The organism is Dactylosporangium siamense, assembly GCF_016862795.1.
GTDB classification, from domain to species: domain Bacteria; phylum Actinomycetota; class Actinomycetes; order Mycobacteriales; family Micromonosporaceae; genus Dactylosporangium; species Dactylosporangium siamense.
On sequence record NZ_BONQ01000037.1, the window covers coordinates 1 to 15085 of the forward strand.

A 15085-nucleotide genomic window follows, 5' to 3' on the forward strand; every position below is an offset into this window, starting at 1 on the left:
GCGGCTCCGGTCGCGATGCCGGGGAGGTGGTCGCGGGGCCGCCGAAGCCGGGCTCGGCCGCCACCGGCCAGGCGGCCGACGGGCCGCTGAGGGACGACGCCCCGGAAGCGTCGGACCACGACCCGGACGAACCGGAGGTCGATGAGCCGAACGACGAGCCGAACGACGAGCCGCCGGACCAGGACCCGGAGGAGGGACCGGCGGACGAAGCGTCGTCGAGGCGGGGGCCGCCCGAGGTCGGGCTGCCCGAGGTCGGGATCGAGGACGTCGGGATGCCGGACGTGGGCGCGCCGGAGACCGGGGTGTCCGCGGAGGGCCGATCGGAAGGGGCGGGCTGCTGCCGGTCGCGGCGGCGGAGGTTGCGGGCGGCCGCGTCGGTCTCCCAGGAGCGGCGCAGCTCGAGGGGTTCGGCCACGAGCTCGGGCTTGTCGCCGTCGAAGAGACTGCCGGTCCAGGCGGGCCGCTCAGCGGGGCGGCGCGCGGGGCGCTCCCCCGCGCCGGTGCCGAAACGCCCCGGGTCGGCCGGTGTCCGGCCGGACCTGTCGCGATCCGAGGAAGCGTCCCGATCGGCCGGCGTGCCGCCCGGTCCCGATGCCCCGGCACGGGCCGGCGAACCGCCCACCCCGAACGACGACCCGCGATCGGACGACCCGCTGCCCGAGTCCGACGCCCAGCCCGAGGTGGAGCGGCCAGGGTCGGAGCCGGTCGAGCGGCCGGACGGAGCCGGCGGATCGCTGGGGGCCGGGTCGAATGCCTCAGGGCCGTCCAGGGCGAACCCGAACCGGTCCGGGTCACTGGCGAGACGGTCGAACTCCGACATGAGGGACGCGAACCGGTCCGGCGGCGACTCCGGCGCGGGCTCCGAAGCAGAGAAGCCCGGCAGCGACGCCGACCCGCCCGACGCCGAACCCGCGGAGGACCCCGAAAACGACGAGGACGAGGACGAGGACGAAGACGAAGACGACGAGGACGACGGTGAGGACGGCCACTCAGGCGGCGGCGGGGACGACGGCGGGCGACCACCGGACGGAGCCGCGAACGGCTCGGCCCGCCAGTCCGCGGCGGGACCGTCGTCGGGGTCGGCGCGGCGGCGGCCGACCCTGGAGGACTCCTCGTCGCGGCTCGGCGACCACGGACGCCGCGAGCCTGCCCCGGCGCGGTCGTCGTCCCGGGCGTCGCCATCCGGGACGGTGCCGGCGGCCGATCGGCTGCCGAAGTCCTCCAGCGTCAGCCGGTCGTCCCGGGAGGAGGTGGGGTCGGTGGGGTCGGGGCTCGAGTCGACGGCCCAGGCCGCCAGCTTGTTGGCCGACTCGCTGTCCCAGGAGCCGACCAGCTCCCGGGTGGCCCGGGACTCCCACGTGTCGCCGGCCGGCGCGACCGGGTCGGGGGTGCGCTGGCTGCGGCCGAACCGGTCGCGGACCGAGCCGTCCTCGTCGAAGTCGCCGTGACCGGTGGGGAGGTCGTCGTCCCAGCGGCCCGCGGAGCGGTCGCCGTAGCGGTCTTCCGAACGGTCCGCTGAGCGGCTCACTGAGCTGTCCTCCAGGGAGCGGCCCTCGGAGCGGGACGCGTCGGTGGCGCCGGTGGAGCGGGCGAAGCGGCCGCGGGTGAGGCGGTCGCGGAGCGAGCCGGGCTCGGCGCCCGCGGGGCCGTCGGTGCCGGCCGCCGCCGCGAAGGCCGCGTCGGCGGCGGTCGGGGAGGCGCCGATGGTGGGGAACGCGCCGGTGCGGGCGAAGGAGCGGGCCAGGGGCGACGGCTCGGGCAGCTTGTTGCCCGAGGCGATCACGAGCAGGCGCTCCATGACGGAGAGCTCGACCCGGTAGGGCTCGGCGGCGAGCCAGCGGCCCGCGGCCTCGACCATCTCGTGCGCGTGGACGAGGTGGAGGTGCTCACCGGGGGCGACGGAGATGACGAGGTCCTCGCTGACGTCGCCGCGGGAGGGGGCGACGACGAGGTAGCCGCGGACCGAGCCGCCGACCTTGCCGAGCTGCTCGCGCCAGGTGTGCACCTCGGCGGCGAGGCCGTCGACGTCCTCCGAGCCGGGGACGAAGAGGCGGCCGCCGCGCAGGACCTGGCCGGAGGCGTCCATGGAGAACTCGCCGTGCGGCCAGACGGTCGGCAGGAACAGGGCGACGCGCCGCCCGGCGACGACGAGATGGGTGCAGCCGCCCTCGCCGAGGGCGAAGAAGCGGGCCGAGGGCAGCGCCTCGAGCTCCTTGAGCCGGGGCAGGTGGTCGTCGGGCTGGCCCCACCAGCGGCGGCCGCTGACGGCCTCCTCGATGGCGGCGCGGGACAGCCGGCGGGCGTCGAGCATCAGCGCGGACAGGAACGCGCCGATGAGCGGCACGTCGAAGCCGAGGTTGACGCCGATGAACTTGAGCAGGCCGACGAAGTCCGTCCAGCCGTCGGGCAGCCACGTGCGGGTGGCGGCGCCCCAGACGACGGCGCCGGCGACGGTGGCGAGAATGGCGAAGATCGGGAAGCCACGCAGTGTGAGCACGAGCACACCGACGAGCGACAGGATCGCCGCGGCGCCCCAGAGGGGGCTGAGCTCAGTGACGCCCCAGCCGGCGACGGCCAGGGCGAGCAGGGCGGCGGCGACGATGAGCGCTCCCGCGAGCACGCCGGTCGGGCGCACGCCGACCCGTCGGCTGCTCTTGATGCCGGAGTTCCACGAGTTGCCGGTCAAGTCCGGGCCTCCAAGCAGCCGCGATCACCGGCACGCCGACTTGTCGCGATCACGTCGAACACGGCACCGAGCGTAACCCCGGGCGCCGCGCCGAGCGAGGGGCGTCCGCCCCGATCGTGATCCCCCACCGCGTCAGTATGCCCCGACCCACCGACAAGAAGCAGTTCCACGAAAGGTGCGAGACTTGTCCGGTGACCACCCGTACCACGCGCCCCACCGTGAGGTTCCGGCGCAGCGCGTCGCTCGCCGTGGCGGCCGGCATCGCCACCATCGGCGCGATCCCGCTGCTGGCCGGCGGCCCCTGGTTCCTGCCCGTCCTCCTGGTGCCGATCGCGATCGCGGTGTGGGCGTGGCGGGCCGGCACCGACGTCGACGCGGCCGGTTTCACGGTGCGGGCCCTGCTCGGTAGCCGCCGCGTGCCGTGGGCCGCGGTCGACGGCCTCGTCAGCCAGGACGGCACGGTCCAGGCCCGCCTGGCCAACGGTCACTTCGTCAAGCTCGACGCGGTCCGTCCCGCCGACGTCGAGCGCATCACGGCGCTGACCACCCAGGCTCAGTAGCCGTCGACCACCACGTTGACCAGCGGCTCCCCCGCCGCGAACCGGCGCACCTGCGCACCCGCCAGCCCGTAGGCGCGGTGGAGCAGACCTCGTACCGAACCCGCCACATGTGGGGTGATCAGCACATTCGGCAGATCCCACAGCGGATGGGACGCCGGCAGCGGCTCGGGCTCGGTGACATCTGTCGCATAGCCGATTCTCCCGGAGGCCGTCTCGGCCAGGACCGCGTCGGTGTCCACGACGGGTCCCCGGGCGGCGTTGACCAGCAGCGCCCCGTCCGGCATCGCGGCCAGGAACGCCGCCGAGACGAGTCCGGTCGTCGCCGGGGTGAGCGGCACCAGCACGACCACCACGTCCGCGGACGGCAGCAGCGACGGCAGCTCCTCCACGCCGTGCACGCCGTCGCGGGCCCGGCGGGCCACGGATGTGACGGACACCTCGAACGGCGCGAGCCTGGCCTCGACCGCGGCACCGATCGAGCCGGCCCCGACGATCAGCACCCGCTTGCCGGCGAGCTCGTCGGTCTGCCGGTACGCCCAGTCGCGGCCGGTGCGCACGAAGTACGGGAAGTCCCGCAGATAGGACAGGATCGCGGTGAGGACCCACTCCGACGTGGAGGAGTCGTGCACGCCGCGGGCGTCGCACAGCTGGACGCCGTCGCGCAGCCGGCCGGCCCACCGGTCCGCGCCGGCGCTCATGAGCTGCACGACCTTCAGGTGGGGCATCCCCTCGGCCCGGTCCACGACGTCCGGCGGGGCGAGGAACGGCGGCACCCAGAAGTCGACGTCGACGGGCGTGGTGTCCACGGAAACGGAGACACCGGCGGGCAGCGGGCCGAGCAGTGCCAGCCCGGACTCGTGCGGGATGCAAACCTTCACCGGAGCACAGTAGCTACCCCACCGGAGCACAGTAGCTACCCGCTGTACCACCCCGAGACCGTCTTCTCCCCGAACACCTGCGGCACCCGCTCCGGCAGCCAGGTCGTGGCGATCCGGGCACCGGCGGCGTCCTGGACCAGGACCGGCCCGCTCGCGGCGTTGACCGGGGCGACGCCGTCGTGCAGGGGCGCCCCCAGGGTGCCGATCTCGGCGCGCACGATCACCTCCGCCGCACCGGGTTTCGCGGCGAGGACCAGCACCCGGTCGCCGAGGAGTGCCCGGCCGTTCGCGCGGTACGGCACCCTGATCGCGATCACGTCCGGATCGTGGCTGACCGCGGTGGACACCAGCCCCCAGCCGGCGCGGTCCACCGGGCCCGCGGCCGTCTCGAAGGCGGTCGCGACGGTGTACCGGTCGGCCGGGCCGGTGGCGAGCACCGCGGCCACCGAGCCGTCCGGCAGGCGGGCGGTCGACAGCCGCCAGGTGCCCTCGGCTCCCTCGATCGTCCCGCTCCACCGCGGCACGGGCGGCTCGTGCTGGAATCCGGCGACGGCGAACAGGTCGGTCCGGTCGTCGAGATCACCGACCGGGACCGGCGGCCCCTCCGAGCGCACCTTGTTCTCGCAGCTGACCCGCCACCGCTGCGGCAGATCCCGCGATGTCTGCATGATCCAGCTGCCGTACGGGACCACCCAGTTTCGCTGGACGTCGTCGTCCTCGCTCACGGACCCGCCGATCGACATCTCGATCGTGCAGGCCGCGGGCGCGACCCCGATGATCACCGGCACCTCGGTGCTGGTGATCGTGACCAGCGGCTCCAGCGGGCCGCCGGGACCGGCGTCGACGAGGTGCTCGACGGAGTCGCCGACCGGGGTGTCGTTGCGGAACAGCACCGCCAGGTGCCTGTCGTATCGCACGTACGCGACGAACCGCCGGCCCTCCGCCTCGCCGAGGAAGAGGACCTTGACACTGGTCAGGCCGCCGGTCGCGGTGGCGGCGGCCCGGTCGCGCACGGCCCGCACCAGGTCCGCGTCGCCGGCGAGCGAACCACGGGTCGGCGAGTCGAGCAGCGCCCGTGTCCACGCCGGCAGTCGCGGGAAGGGCCGCTCGGGCGCCGCCGGTTGCAGCGCGGGGACCAGCCCGGCGGCGAGCGCCACGGCAGCGGCGACGAACAGCGAGGTGACGCCGGCCCAGCGCCGCCGGCGACGGCGTAGGAGCCGGCGCATCGGGTCGGGGTCGGGCACGACTGTCTCGGCTGTGTCGCGGAACGCGTGCCGCAGGGCCTGTTCGAGGTCGGCGCTCATGACACCCTCCGGGTCCACACATCCGAGGTGAGCACGCCACGCAGCCGGGCCAGCCCGCGCGACGCCTGGCTCTTCACCGATCCGACCGAGATGCCGAGCAGCGCCGCGGTCTCCGTCTCCGACAGGTCCTCCCAGTACCGCAGGACCAGCACCGCCCGCATCCGCACCGGGAGGCCGTCGAGGGCGGCCAGCAGGGACCGCCGCTGGAGGATCTGGTCCGTGGGGTCGGGCCCGGGCCGGTCCGGCGGGTCGTCGGTCAGCACCTCGGCGTTGCGCAGCCGCCGCCAGATGCTGGTCCGCTGGTTGACCATGGCGCGCCGCACGTAGGCGAACGGCTCGTCGACCCGGTCCCAGTGCCGCATGACCCGCAGCAGGCTGCTCTGCACCAGGTCCTCGGCGGCGTGCTGGCTGCCGGTCAGCAGGTACGCGGTGCGCAGGAGGTCGCCGTACCGGACCTCGACGAATTCTTGGAACTCCCCGGCTGGCATACGACTCCCCAATGAAAGGACGCTCACCCGGGCAGACGCCACCCCGCCGACAAAGGTTGAAAGGAAGATGATGTCGGGCAACGCTAGTCTTGGCCGGGTGAACGCCCGGACGTACGCAAAGAGCCTGACGGCGGCCGCCGCAGTGATGCTGGCCCTCGCAGGCTGCTCGTTCGGCCCGCCGCCCCCGGACGAGCTGGGCTCGCCGCCGAAGATGTCGCCGTATCCGAGCGCGTCGGCCTCGGGCGGCGAGGAGGACGACGGCCAGACCCAGGTCGCCACCAATGTGCTGGTCAAGGGCCTCACCGTGCCGTGGGGCATCGCCTTCCTGCCGGACGGTTCCGCGCTGGTCACCGAGCGTGACAGCAAGAAGATCCTGAAGGTCGGCAAGGAGTCCACCTCCGACGGCCTGGCCGTCACGACCGTGCAGACCGTCAACGAGGTCATGCCGGGCGGCGAGGGCGGCCTGATGGGCATCGCGGTGTCGCCGACGTACGACACCGACCAGACGGTCTTCATCTACTACACCGCCAAGGACGACAACCGGGTCGCGAAGCTCACGCTCGGCTCGCCGCCGACCCCGATCCTGACCGGCATCCCGAAGTCGTCGATCCACAACGGCGGCCAGATCCACTTCGGCCCCGACGGCCTGCTGTACGTGTCGACCGGCGACGCGTCCAAGCCGGAGAGCGCGCAGGACCTCACCAGCCTCGGCGGCAAGATCCTGCGCGTCCAGCCCGACGGCAAGCCGGCCCCCGGTAACCCGTTCGGAACGGCGGTGTACAGCTACGGACACCGCAACGTGCAAGGGTTCGCCTGGGACAAGAGCAAGCGGATGTACGCCGTCGAGTTCGGTTCGGGCGAATGGGACGAGATCAACGTGATCGAGGCGGGCAAGAACTACGGCTGGCCCACCCACGAGGGCAAGGGCGGCGACGCGAAGTTCGTCGACCCGATCCAGGTGTGGAAGACGTCCGAGGCGTCGTGCTCCGGCCTGGCGTACGTCGACGGGTTCCTCATCACGTCGTGCCTCAAGGGCGCCCGGCTGTACGTGATGCAGCTCACCGACCAGGGCGGCATCTTCGGGGCGCCGAGCCCGCTGCTGAAGGACGCGCACGGCCGGCTGCGGGCCGCGGTGGCCGCGCCCGACAACAGCATCTGGGTGTCGACGTCCAACAAGGACGGCCGTGGCACCCCCAAGCCCGAGGATGACAAGCTCCTGCGGATCGTGATCAGCAACGTGGGCGGGGCCGGCAAGAGTTGACCTCGCCCTTCCGCCGGCGGGCCGCCGTGGCCGCGAGCCGGATGCAGCGCCGGGCGATCGTGATGGCCGCCGGGCGGCGGCACCATCCGTTCCGCCCGGCCGCCAGCGCGCGCTGGCGCCGCACGAGGCGCATGCTGCGCGGCGCTCTGCTGGGTGTCGTCGCGATCGTCGGCATGCTCATCGGCGTCCAGCTCGGCGGGCACACGACCCAGGACATCGGCCCGTTCCAGGCACAGCTGTCGCTGACGCCGTCGTTGCACGGCGACACCTCGGTGGAGATCCCGCCGCTGGGCTCGCTCGAGCTGGACAGCCACGACGGCCCGGCCCACCTGCAGATCCGCCTCGAGTCCCTGGACGAGGCCCGGACCAGGGCGGTCGTCGCCGACAGCGGCAACCTGGAGCAGGTCAGCCACGACGCGGTCGACCAGCTCAACCTGGGCGTGCGCCGGCTGGCGCTGCAGACCGCCGGCTCCGGGCTGCTCGGCGCGATGATCCTCGTCGGGCTGGCGTTCCGGGCCCGGCGCGAGACGGCGATCGCCGGCCTGGTGGTCGTCGCGGTGCTCGCCTCGATCGGCGGCGCGACCGCGCTGACGTTCAAGCCCGCGGCGATCCAGGAGCCGACCTATCGCGGCCTGCTGGTCAACGCGCCCGCGATCATCGGCGACGCCCGCCGGATCACGGACCGCTACGAGGAGTACCGGGCGCAGCTGCAGAAGATCGTGCTCAACGTCTCCAAGTTGTACGGCACGATCTCCGCGCTGCCCGTGTACGAGCCGAACACCAGCGCCACGAAGGTGCTGCACATCTCCGACATGCACCTGAACCCGGCGGCGTGGGGCGTGGTGCGGACCGTCGCGGACCAGTTCAACATCGACGTCGTCGTGGACACCGGCGACATCAACGACTGGGGCAGCGAGCCCGAGTCCTCCTACGTCGGGGAGATCAGCAAGCTGCGGGTGCCGTACCTCTACGTCCGCGGCAACCACGACTCGGCGGTGACGGCCGCCGCCGTCGCGAAGCAGCCCAACGCGACGGTGCTCGACAACTCGATCACCACGGTCAAGGGGCTGACGTTCGCCGGGATCGGCGACCCGCGGTTCACCCCGGACAAGTCGACCGACGCCACCGACGCCGAGCAGCACGCCGCCGTCGTCACGTCCGGCGAGCGGCTCGCCCAGAAGATCCTGTCCAGCCCGAAACCGGTCGACGTCGCCCTGGTGCACGACCCCGTCGCCGCGCAGCCCCTGGCGGGGATCTGCCCCCTCGTGCTGGCCGGGCACCGGCACGCCCGCTCGATCACCCGGCTCGACCCCAACACCCCGATCGTGCTGCCGTCGGACGCCGCGTCGCCGGTGGCCAAGCAGCCGGAGCGCACGCTGCTGATGGTCGAGGGTTCGACGGGCGGCGCCGGCCTGCGCGGTCTGGAGAGCGCCAAGCCGCTGCCGCTCGCGCTGTCGATCCTGTACTTCGACCAGGAGCGGCACCTCACCGCGTACGACGACATCCAGGTCGGCGGGACCGGCCTGACCGAGGTGTCGCTGCAGCGGCACATCGTGACCCCGGACACGAAGGCGGCGCCGGCACCGTCGATCTCCGCGGTGCCGGCGCCGTCGTCGTCGGTGAGCCCCTCGGTTACGACAAGCGGGCGATGACGAGCTCGCGGACCGTCTTCGCGTCCGCCTTGCCGCCGGTGGCCTTCATGACCGCGCCGACCAGCGCGCCCGCCGCGGCGACCTTGCCGTCGCGCACCTTCGCCGCGATGTCGGGGTTGGCCGCGATCGCCTCGTCGACCGCCTTGGTCAGCGCGCCCTCGTCCGACACGACCTCCAGGCCGCGTGCGGTGACGACCTCGGCGGGCGTCCCCTCGCCGGCGATGACGCCTTCGAGCACGACCCGGGCCAGCTTGTCGTTGATCTTGCCGGCGTCCACGAGGCCCTGCAGCTCGGCGACCGCCTGCGGGCTGACGCCGAGCGCGTCGAGCTCGGTGTCGGTCTCGTTCGCGTGCCGGGCCAGCTCCCCCAGCCACCATTTCCGTGCGGCCGCGGCGGTGGTGCCGGCGGCGACGGTCGCCTCGATCAGCTCCCAGGCGCCGGCGTTCAGGACGGACTGCATGTCGAGGTCCGAGAAGCCCCAGTCGGCCTGCTGGCGCTGCCGGCGGACCCGGGGCAGCTCCGGCAGGGCGGCCTTGAGCTCGGCGATCCACTCCGCCGCCGGGGCGAGCGGCACGAGGTCCGGCTCCGGGAAGTACCGGTAGTCGGTCGCCGTCTCCTTGCTGCGGCCCGACGTGGTGTCGCCGGTGGTCTCGTGGAAGTGCCGCGTCTCCTGGGTGATCGTGCCGCCGCTCTCCAGGACGCCGGACTGCCGGATGATCTCGGAGCGGACGGCCCGCTCGACGCTGCGCAGCGAGTTGACGTTCTTCGTCTCGGTCCGCGTGCCCCACTCCGCGCCGGGCCGGTTCAGGGACGTGTTGACGTCGCAGCGCATCGAGCCCTGCTCCATCCGCACATCCGACACCCCCAGCGACCGGATGACGTCGCGAAGCTCCGTGACATAGGCCTTCGCGATCTGCGGGGCCCGGGCGCCGGTGCCCGGCACGGGCTTGGTCACGATCTCGACGAGCGGGATGCCGGCCCGGTTGTAGTCCACCAGGGACTCGGTGGCGCCGTGGATGCGACCGGTGGAGCCGCCGACGTGCAGCGACTTGCCCGTGTCCTCCTCCAAGTGCACCCGCTCGATGCCGATGCGGACGAGCTCGCCGTCGACGTCGACGTCGAGGTACCCGTCGACGCACAGCGGCTCGTCGTACTGGCTGATCTGGAAGTTCTTCGGCATGTCCGGGTAGAAGTAGTTCTTGCGGGCGAAGCGGCCCCACGGCGCGATCGAGCAGTTGAGCGCGAGCCCGATCCGGATCGTCGCCTCGATCGCGGCGCGGTTGGCGACCGGCAGCGCGCCGGGCAGGCCGAGGCAGACCGGGCAGACCTGGGTGTTGGGCTCGGCGCCGAACTCGGTCGGGCAGCCGCAGAACATCTTGGTGTTGGTGCCGAGCTCGACGTGCGTCTCCAGGCCGATGACCGGCTCGAAGCGGGCCACCGCCTCGTCATACGACAGCTGGGTCACGGTGCTCATCTAACGCCTACTTTCAGCCTCTGGTGTATCCACGCGCGGCATTGGGTATCAACACTCCACCTGGAGAGGAGAACGCCATGCCGGTGCAGTTTCGGAAGAGCAAGAAGTTCGGCCCGTTCATTTTCCACTTCACCCAGGACGGCTTCTCGTCCTGGAGCTTCAAGCTGGGCCCCTGGTCCTGGAACTCGCGGAGCAAGAAGAACCGCGTCGACCTGCCCGGCCCGTTCTCGTGGCGGCAGGGCAGCCGCGGCTGAGTTTTGAGAAAGGGGCGGTCTCCCGCCCCTTTTCCATGTCTACAGCGCGGGCGGGGTCAACGGCGGCAGCGCCGACTCGAGGGCGGCGGCGACCCGGTACATCCGGTCGTCGGCCATCGTCGGCGCCATGATCTGCAGCCCCACCGGCAGTCCCTCGGACAGTCCGGCCGGCACCGAGATCGCGGGACCGCCGTAGAGGTTCGACGGGATCGTGTACAGGTCCGCGAGATACATCTGGTACGGGTCCGACGTGCGCGACCCGAGCGGGAACGCCACGAACGGCGTCGTCGGCGCGACCAGGACGTCCGCCTTTTCGAAGGCCTGCGCGAAGTCGCGGCTGATCAGCGTCCGCACCTTCTGCGCCTGCCCGTAGTAGGCGTCGTAGTAGCCGGCGGACAGCGCGTAGGTGCCCAGGATGATCCGGCGCTTGACCTCCGCGCCGAACCCCTCCTCGCGGGTGAGCTGCATGACCTCTTCGAGGCTGTGCTTGCCGTCGTCGCCGCTGCGCAGCCCGAACCGGACCCCGTCGAAGCGGGCCAGGTTGGACGAGCACTCGCTCGGCGCGATCAGGTAGTAGGCCGGCAGCGCGAACTTGAAGCTCGGGCACGACACCTCGACGACCTCGGCGCCCAGCTTGACCAGCGCGTCGACCGACTCACGGTAGGCCGCGGCGACGCCCGGCTCGGCACCGTCGCCGGCGAACTCCTTGACCAGGCCGAGCCGGACCCCGCTGAGGTCACCGGTCGCGCCCAGCCGGGCCGCGGCGACGACGTCGGGCACCGGCTGCGGGATCGACGTCGAGTCGCGCGGGTCGTGGCCGCCGATGATCGCGTGCAGCAGCGCCGCGTCCTCGACGGTCCGCGCGCACGGTCCCGGGGTGTCCAGCGAGGACGAGAACGCCACGAGGCCGTAGCGCGACGTGCCGCCGTAGGTCGGCTTCGCGCCGACGGTGCCGGTGACCGCGGCCGGCTGGCGGATCGAGCCGCCGGTGTCGGTGCCGATCGCGAGGGGCGCCTCGTAGGCGGCGACGGCCGCGGCCGAGCCACCGCCCGAGCCGCCGGGGATGCGGGTGGTGTCCCACGGGTTGTACGTGGGGCCGTAGGCCGAGTACTCGGTGGAGGAACCCATCGCGAACTCGTCCATGTTGGTCTTGCCGAGCATGACCAGCCCGGCCTCGCGCATCCGCGTCATGATCGTCGCGTCGTACGGCGGCCGCCAGCCCTCCAGGATCTTCGACCCCGCGGTGGTCGGCACACCCTTGGTGGTGATCACGTCCTTGACCGCGATCGGCACCCCGGCCAGCGGGCCTGTGGTCTCACCCTTGGCGCGGGCGTCATCGACGTCCTTGGCCGCCTTCAGGGCGCCGTCGCGGTCGACGTGCAGGAACGCGTGGACCTTGCCCTCGACCGCGTCGATGCGGTCCAGGTGGGCGGTGGCGACCTCGACCGCGGAGAGCTCCTTCGCGGCGAGCTTGCGGCCGAGTTCGGCCGCCGTCAGCTTGGTGACGTCAGTCATGGCTCAGGCCTCCTCGTCCAGGATCCGCGGGACGCGGAAGCGGTTGTCCTCGGCGTCGGGCGCACCGGAGAGCGCCTCGTCGCGCGTCAGCCCCGGCACGACGACGTCGTCGCGGAACACGTTGGTCAGCGGGACGGAGTGCGACGTCGGCGGCACGTCAACCGCGGCGACCTCGCCCACCTGGGCAACGGCCTGCAGGATCACGTCGAGCTGCCCGGCGAAGGTGTCGAGCTCGTCATCGGTGACTGCAAGCCGCGCGAGGCGCGCGAGATGCGCCACCTCTTCGCGGGAAATGGTGGCCATGGGCGCAATGCTCCTTCAACAGTCGGCTCGACGCAGTCTATTTCGTCCCCGTCAGCCGCCGTGCACGGCGTCACTCGCTGTGCGCGACATGGTGCGGGGCGGCCTCGGGCGGTGTAACGCGACACGGCCTCAGGCGGTGTGTGCGACCGTTGAGCGCCGGTGCCGGGTCAGCCAGTCGAGGAGGCGGTCCGGCGGCATCGGCCGGGCGAAGTACCAGCCCTGGGCCAGGTCACAGCCCGCCTCGACCAGCATCCGCCAGGTCCGTTCGTCCTCGACGCCCTCGGCGACGATCCGCAGCCCCAGCGCCCGCGCCAGGTCGATCATCGACCGCACGATCGCCGCGTCGTCGGGGTCCGTGGCCACCCCCAGCACGAACGACCGGTCGATCTTCACCTCTTTGAGCGGCAGCCGGCGCAGGTGCAGCATCGAGGAGTACCCGGTGCCGAAGTCGTCCAGCGCGATCGCGATCCCGAGCCGGTCCAGCCGCGCGAGGGTGGCGAGCACCCGCCGCGGGTCGGCCATCAGCGCGCTCTCCGTGATCTCCAGCTCCAGCCGCTCGGGCTCGATCCCCGTCTGCCGCAGCTTCGCCGCGATCCGGTCGGCGATCTCGCCCGTGTGCAGGTCCCGCACGCTCACGTTGACCGCGACCCGGACCCGCGCCGCCGCCCCGCCGTCCGGCCCCTCGGCCCACGCCGCCAGCTGGTCGATCGCGTCGTCGATCACCCGGAACGTCAGCAGCCGCATCACCGAACTGTGCTCGGCGACCTTGATGAGCTCCTCGGGGTCGACGAGGCCACGCTCCGGGTGCTGCCACCGCAGGAGGGCCTCCAGCCCCACGACCTCGCCGGTCGCCAGTTCGACCTGCGGCTGGTAGTACAGCGCGATGCCCGTGTCGCCGGTGCTCTCCAGCGCCTTGCGCAGGTCGGCCAGCAGGCTCAGCCGCTCCGGGGAGTTGTGGTCGGCCTCGGGCGCGTACACCGCGAGGTTGTCGCCCCGGCCTTTCGCGTCGTACATGGCGACGTCGGCGTGCTGCATCAGCTCCTCGAAGTCGGTGCCGTGCTCCGGATACACCGCGACACCCACCGACCCGCCCACGTCGATCGGCAGCCCGTCCAGCAGCACCGGCTCCCGCAACACGTCCATGATCCGCTCCGCGTGCGCCCTGGCGTCGGCGACGTCGCGCAGGTGCGGCACGACGATCGCGAACTCGTCGCCGCCGAGCCGACCGACCTCCGCGTCGGCCCGGTCCGTGAGCCGCCGCGCCACCTCGACCAGCAGCCGGTCGCCGACGCGGTGCCCGAGCGAGTCGTTGACCTGCTTGAACCCGTCGAGGTCCAGCAGCAGCAGCGCGAGCCGCCGGGCGGCCTCCTGGTTCGCCGCCCGGTCGGCGTGCTCCTGCAGCCGGTTGGCGACGGCCCGCTCGAGCCCCTTGCGGTTCGCCAGGCCCGTCAACGAGTCCCGGCGCGCCTCCAGCGCCCGCTCGGCCGAGAGCACGGTCATCCGGCGTACGGCGTACAACGACACCAACGCCAACGGGATCAGCAGCACGTCGACCCGGGCGGCCGCGACCAGCCCGGGCGCCGACAGCAGCAGCGCGCCGGTGGCCAGCGCGTCCACCCGGACCGCCCGCGCGAACCGGGCCCGCCACCCCTTCCCGAACCGCAGCCACACCGCGGTCGAGACGAGCAGGTTGTTGACCATGAACCAGGCCACCGCCGCCACTACGATCCAGCCGACGTGGTGCGATCGCCTGACGATCAGATCCGCCACCGCGAACGAGACGAGGTACTGCGCGGCGTTGAACGCGGCCCGCCACGCCGCGTGCCGCAGCCAGCCCGCGGTGACCACCACCGCCGCCAGCTGCACCAGCACCGCGGGCGCGAACCCGAACGCCAGCTGGATCGCGAACGTGAAGCACACCGACGGAAACGTGAGCAGCACGTCATCCCGGCCCACCTGCACGAACGGCCTGGTGTCGGCGATCACGGCGCATCCGGCGAGCACCCAGAACGCCGCGGGCAGGCTCTGCGGGAACCCACCGGGCAGGTGCACGGCCAGCAGCACCGCCCCGGCTCCGATCACCACCGCCACGTACGCGAAGAACCGACGAGCGTCCCGAGGCGGCGCGACGTTGCGCAGCGCGCTCTGCTCCATCCACTCCCCCGCTTCGGGTGCCGCCGACCACTCCGTCGTGACGCTCTGCGAGCCTGCACCCTGAACCGGTGCCGAAACCGGAAAGGATGCTGAATCGATGCACAAAACGCCCGCCATTCGTCCGACCGGGCGAATCCGATCTCCCCGTCCGCCATTTCCGTAGCGATTACCGGACGTTCCGTCACACCGGTTCAGTCACCTAACGCAACCTTTGCCTGACGGAGAGCGCACCCAACACCGCTTTGGCCAAAGAATAAAAACCATCGATCACTAGACCGGGCGGTACCAGCACTTCGGAACACCAATCTTGAACTACCCGGTGGATTACCTACCGTGGGACAACAGCGATCCACCGGGTTGTTCGGTGGCGGCGTGGCCCCCGCTGCTGGACCAGACCGGCCACAGGTCGACGTCACGAACCGGCCGTCCTGACCGCCATGAGACGACGTCGATCCAGCCGTGAACGGGCGCCCGCGACCACCGATCGACCAGGTAGTTCAAAGCGTCGGATGGGTGGGGAGTTTGCGGCTTCTGTGACCAGCGGCGGTGTGGCACC

General features: G+C 72.3%; 11 protein-coding genes and 1 pseudogene. 4 read left to right on the forward strand and 8 right to left on the reverse strand.

Features of this window, described 5'->3' with window-relative positions:
* Positions 1-2686 (reverse strand): annotated as a pseudogene (locus Dsi01nite_RS12810) (hypothetical protein); the annotation flags it as partial.
* A gap of 191 nt (positions 2687-2877) precedes the next feature.
* Here Dsi01nite_RS12810 and Dsi01nite_RS12815 point away from each other — a divergent pair.
* Positions 2878-3246 (forward strand): PH domain-containing protein, encoded by a 369-nt coding sequence (locus tag Dsi01nite_RS12815; RefSeq protein ID WP_203846336.1) that lies wholly within the window; start codon positions 2878-2880, stop codon positions 3244-3246.
* On the opposite strand, the gene Dsi01nite_RS12820 is transcribed toward Dsi01nite_RS12815, so the two are convergent.
* Genes Dsi01nite_RS12820 through Dsi01nite_RS12830 form a run of 3 tightly spaced genes read right to left on the reverse strand, consistent with a single transcriptional unit; the run spans position 3240 to position 5916 of the window.
* On the reverse strand, positions 3240-4124 hold the full coding sequence (locus Dsi01nite_RS12820; protein ID WP_203846337.1) for a 2-hydroxyacid dehydrogenase: 885 nt from the start codon (positions 4122-4124) through the stop codon (positions 3240-3242). The genes Dsi01nite_RS12815 and Dsi01nite_RS12820 overlap by 7 nt on opposite strands.
* Before the next feature lie 35 nt (positions 4125-4159).
* Entirely contained in the window at positions 4160-5428 is a 1269-nt protein-coding gene (locus tag Dsi01nite_RS12825) for a hypothetical protein (RefSeq protein WP_203846338.1), read from the reverse strand.
* Complete coding sequence (locus Dsi01nite_RS12830; RefSeq protein WP_203846339.1) at positions 5425-5916, reverse strand: SigE family RNA polymerase sigma factor; 492 nt, start codon at positions 5914-5916, stop codon at positions 5425-5427. Before Dsi01nite_RS12830 ends, Dsi01nite_RS12825 begins: the two co-directional genes overlap by 4 nt.
* A gap of 70 nt (positions 5917-5986) precedes the next feature.
* Between Dsi01nite_RS12830 and Dsi01nite_RS12835 the strand changes: the two genes are divergently transcribed.
* Together Dsi01nite_RS12835 and Dsi01nite_RS12840 are read left to right on the forward strand one after the other, a co-directional pair.
* Positions 5987-7177 carry a PQQ-dependent sugar dehydrogenase gene (locus Dsi01nite_RS12835; protein WP_203846344.1) on the forward strand — a complete coding sequence of 397 codons (1191 nt, stop codon included), beginning with the start codon at positions 5987-5989 and terminating at the stop codon, positions 7175-7177.
* Between the two features lie 62 nt (positions 7178-7239).
* Entirely contained in the window at positions 7240-8829 is a 1590-nt protein-coding gene (locus Dsi01nite_RS12840; protein ID WP_373318772.1) for a metallophosphoesterase family protein, read from the forward strand.
* Here Dsi01nite_RS12840 and gatB read toward each other — a convergent pair.
* A complete protein-coding gene (gene gatB / locus Dsi01nite_RS12845) occupies positions 8810-10303 on the reverse strand; it encodes an Asp-tRNA(Asn)/Glu-tRNA(Gln) amidotransferase subunit GatB (RefSeq protein WP_203846340.1) in 1494 nt (497 codons plus the stop codon). The genes Dsi01nite_RS12840 and gatB overlap by 20 nt on opposite strands.
* A 77-nt stretch (positions 10304-10380) precedes the next feature.
* Here gatB and Dsi01nite_RS12850 point away from each other — a divergent pair, with 77 nt between their 5' ends.
* On the forward strand, positions 10381-10557 hold the full coding sequence (locus Dsi01nite_RS12850) for a DUF4236 domain-containing protein (protein WP_081971544.1): 177 nt from the start codon (positions 10381-10383) through the stop codon (positions 10555-10557).
* A 39-nt stretch (positions 10558-10596) separates the two neighbouring features.
* Here Dsi01nite_RS12850 and gatA read toward each other — a convergent pair whose 3' ends face one another.
* The 3 genes from gatA to Dsi01nite_RS12865 all read right to left on the reverse strand — a co-directional run bounded on the left by gatA (position 10597) and on the right by Dsi01nite_RS12865 (position 14529).
* The gene (gene gatA, locus Dsi01nite_RS12855) at positions 10597-12072 is read right to left on the reverse strand and encodes an Asp-tRNA(Asn)/Glu-tRNA(Gln) amidotransferase subunit GatA (RefSeq protein WP_203846341.1); all 1476 of its coding nucleotides are present in this window, start codon (positions 12070-12072) and stop codon (positions 10597-10599) included.
* 3 nt (positions 12073-12075) lie between these two features.
* Positions 12076-12375, reverse strand: coding sequence for an Asp-tRNA(Asn)/Glu-tRNA(Gln) amidotransferase subunit GatC (gatC, locus tag Dsi01nite_RS12860; protein WP_203846342.1), 300 nt, complete (start codon positions 12373-12375; stop codon positions 12076-12078).
* A gap of 129 nt (positions 12376-12504) precedes the next feature.
* Entirely contained in the window at positions 12505-14529 is a 2025-nt protein-coding gene (locus Dsi01nite_RS12865; protein WP_203846343.1) for a putative bifunctional diguanylate cyclase/phosphodiesterase, read from the reverse strand.
* Between the last annotated feature and the right edge of the window lie 556 nt (positions 14530-15085).

Bases quoted from the DNA above. Each gene is read 5' to 3' on its own strand.
- Dsi01nite_RS12825 (WP_203846338.1), bottom strand. From the start codon at position 5,428: ATGAGCGCCGACCTCGAACAGGCCCTGCGGCACGCGTTCCGCGACACA.
- Dsi01nite_RS12830 (WP_203846339.1), bottom strand. From the start codon at position 5,916: ATGCCAGCCGGGGAGTTCCAAGAATTCGTCGAGGTCCGGTACGGCGAC.
- Dsi01nite_RS12835 (WP_203846344.1), top strand. From the start codon at position 5,987: ATGTCGGGCAACGCTAGTCTTGGCCGGGTGAACGCCCGGACGTACGCA.
- Dsi01nite_RS12840 (WP_373318772.1), top strand. From the start codon at position 7,240: ATGGCCGCCGGGCGGCGGCACCATCCGTTCCGCCCGGCCGCCAGCGCG.
- gatB (WP_203846340.1), bottom strand. From the start codon at position 10,303: ATGAGCACCGTGACCCAGCTGTCGTATGACGAGGCGGTGGCCCGCTTC.
- Dsi01nite_RS12850 (WP_081971544.1), top strand. From the start codon at position 10,381: ATGCCGGTGCAGTTTCGGAAGAGCAAGAAGTTCGGCCCGTTCATTTTC.
- gatA (WP_203846341.1), bottom strand. From the start codon at position 12,072: ATGACTGACGTCACCAAGCTGACGGCGGCCGAACTCGGCCGCAAGCTC.
- gatC (WP_203846342.1), bottom strand. From the start codon at position 12,375: ATGGCCACCATTTCCCGCGAAGAGGTGGCGCATCTCGCGCGCCTCGCG.
- Dsi01nite_RS12865 (WP_203846343.1), bottom strand. From the start codon at position 14,529: ATGGAGCAGAGCGCGCTGCGCAACGTCGCGCCGCCTCGGGACGCTCGT.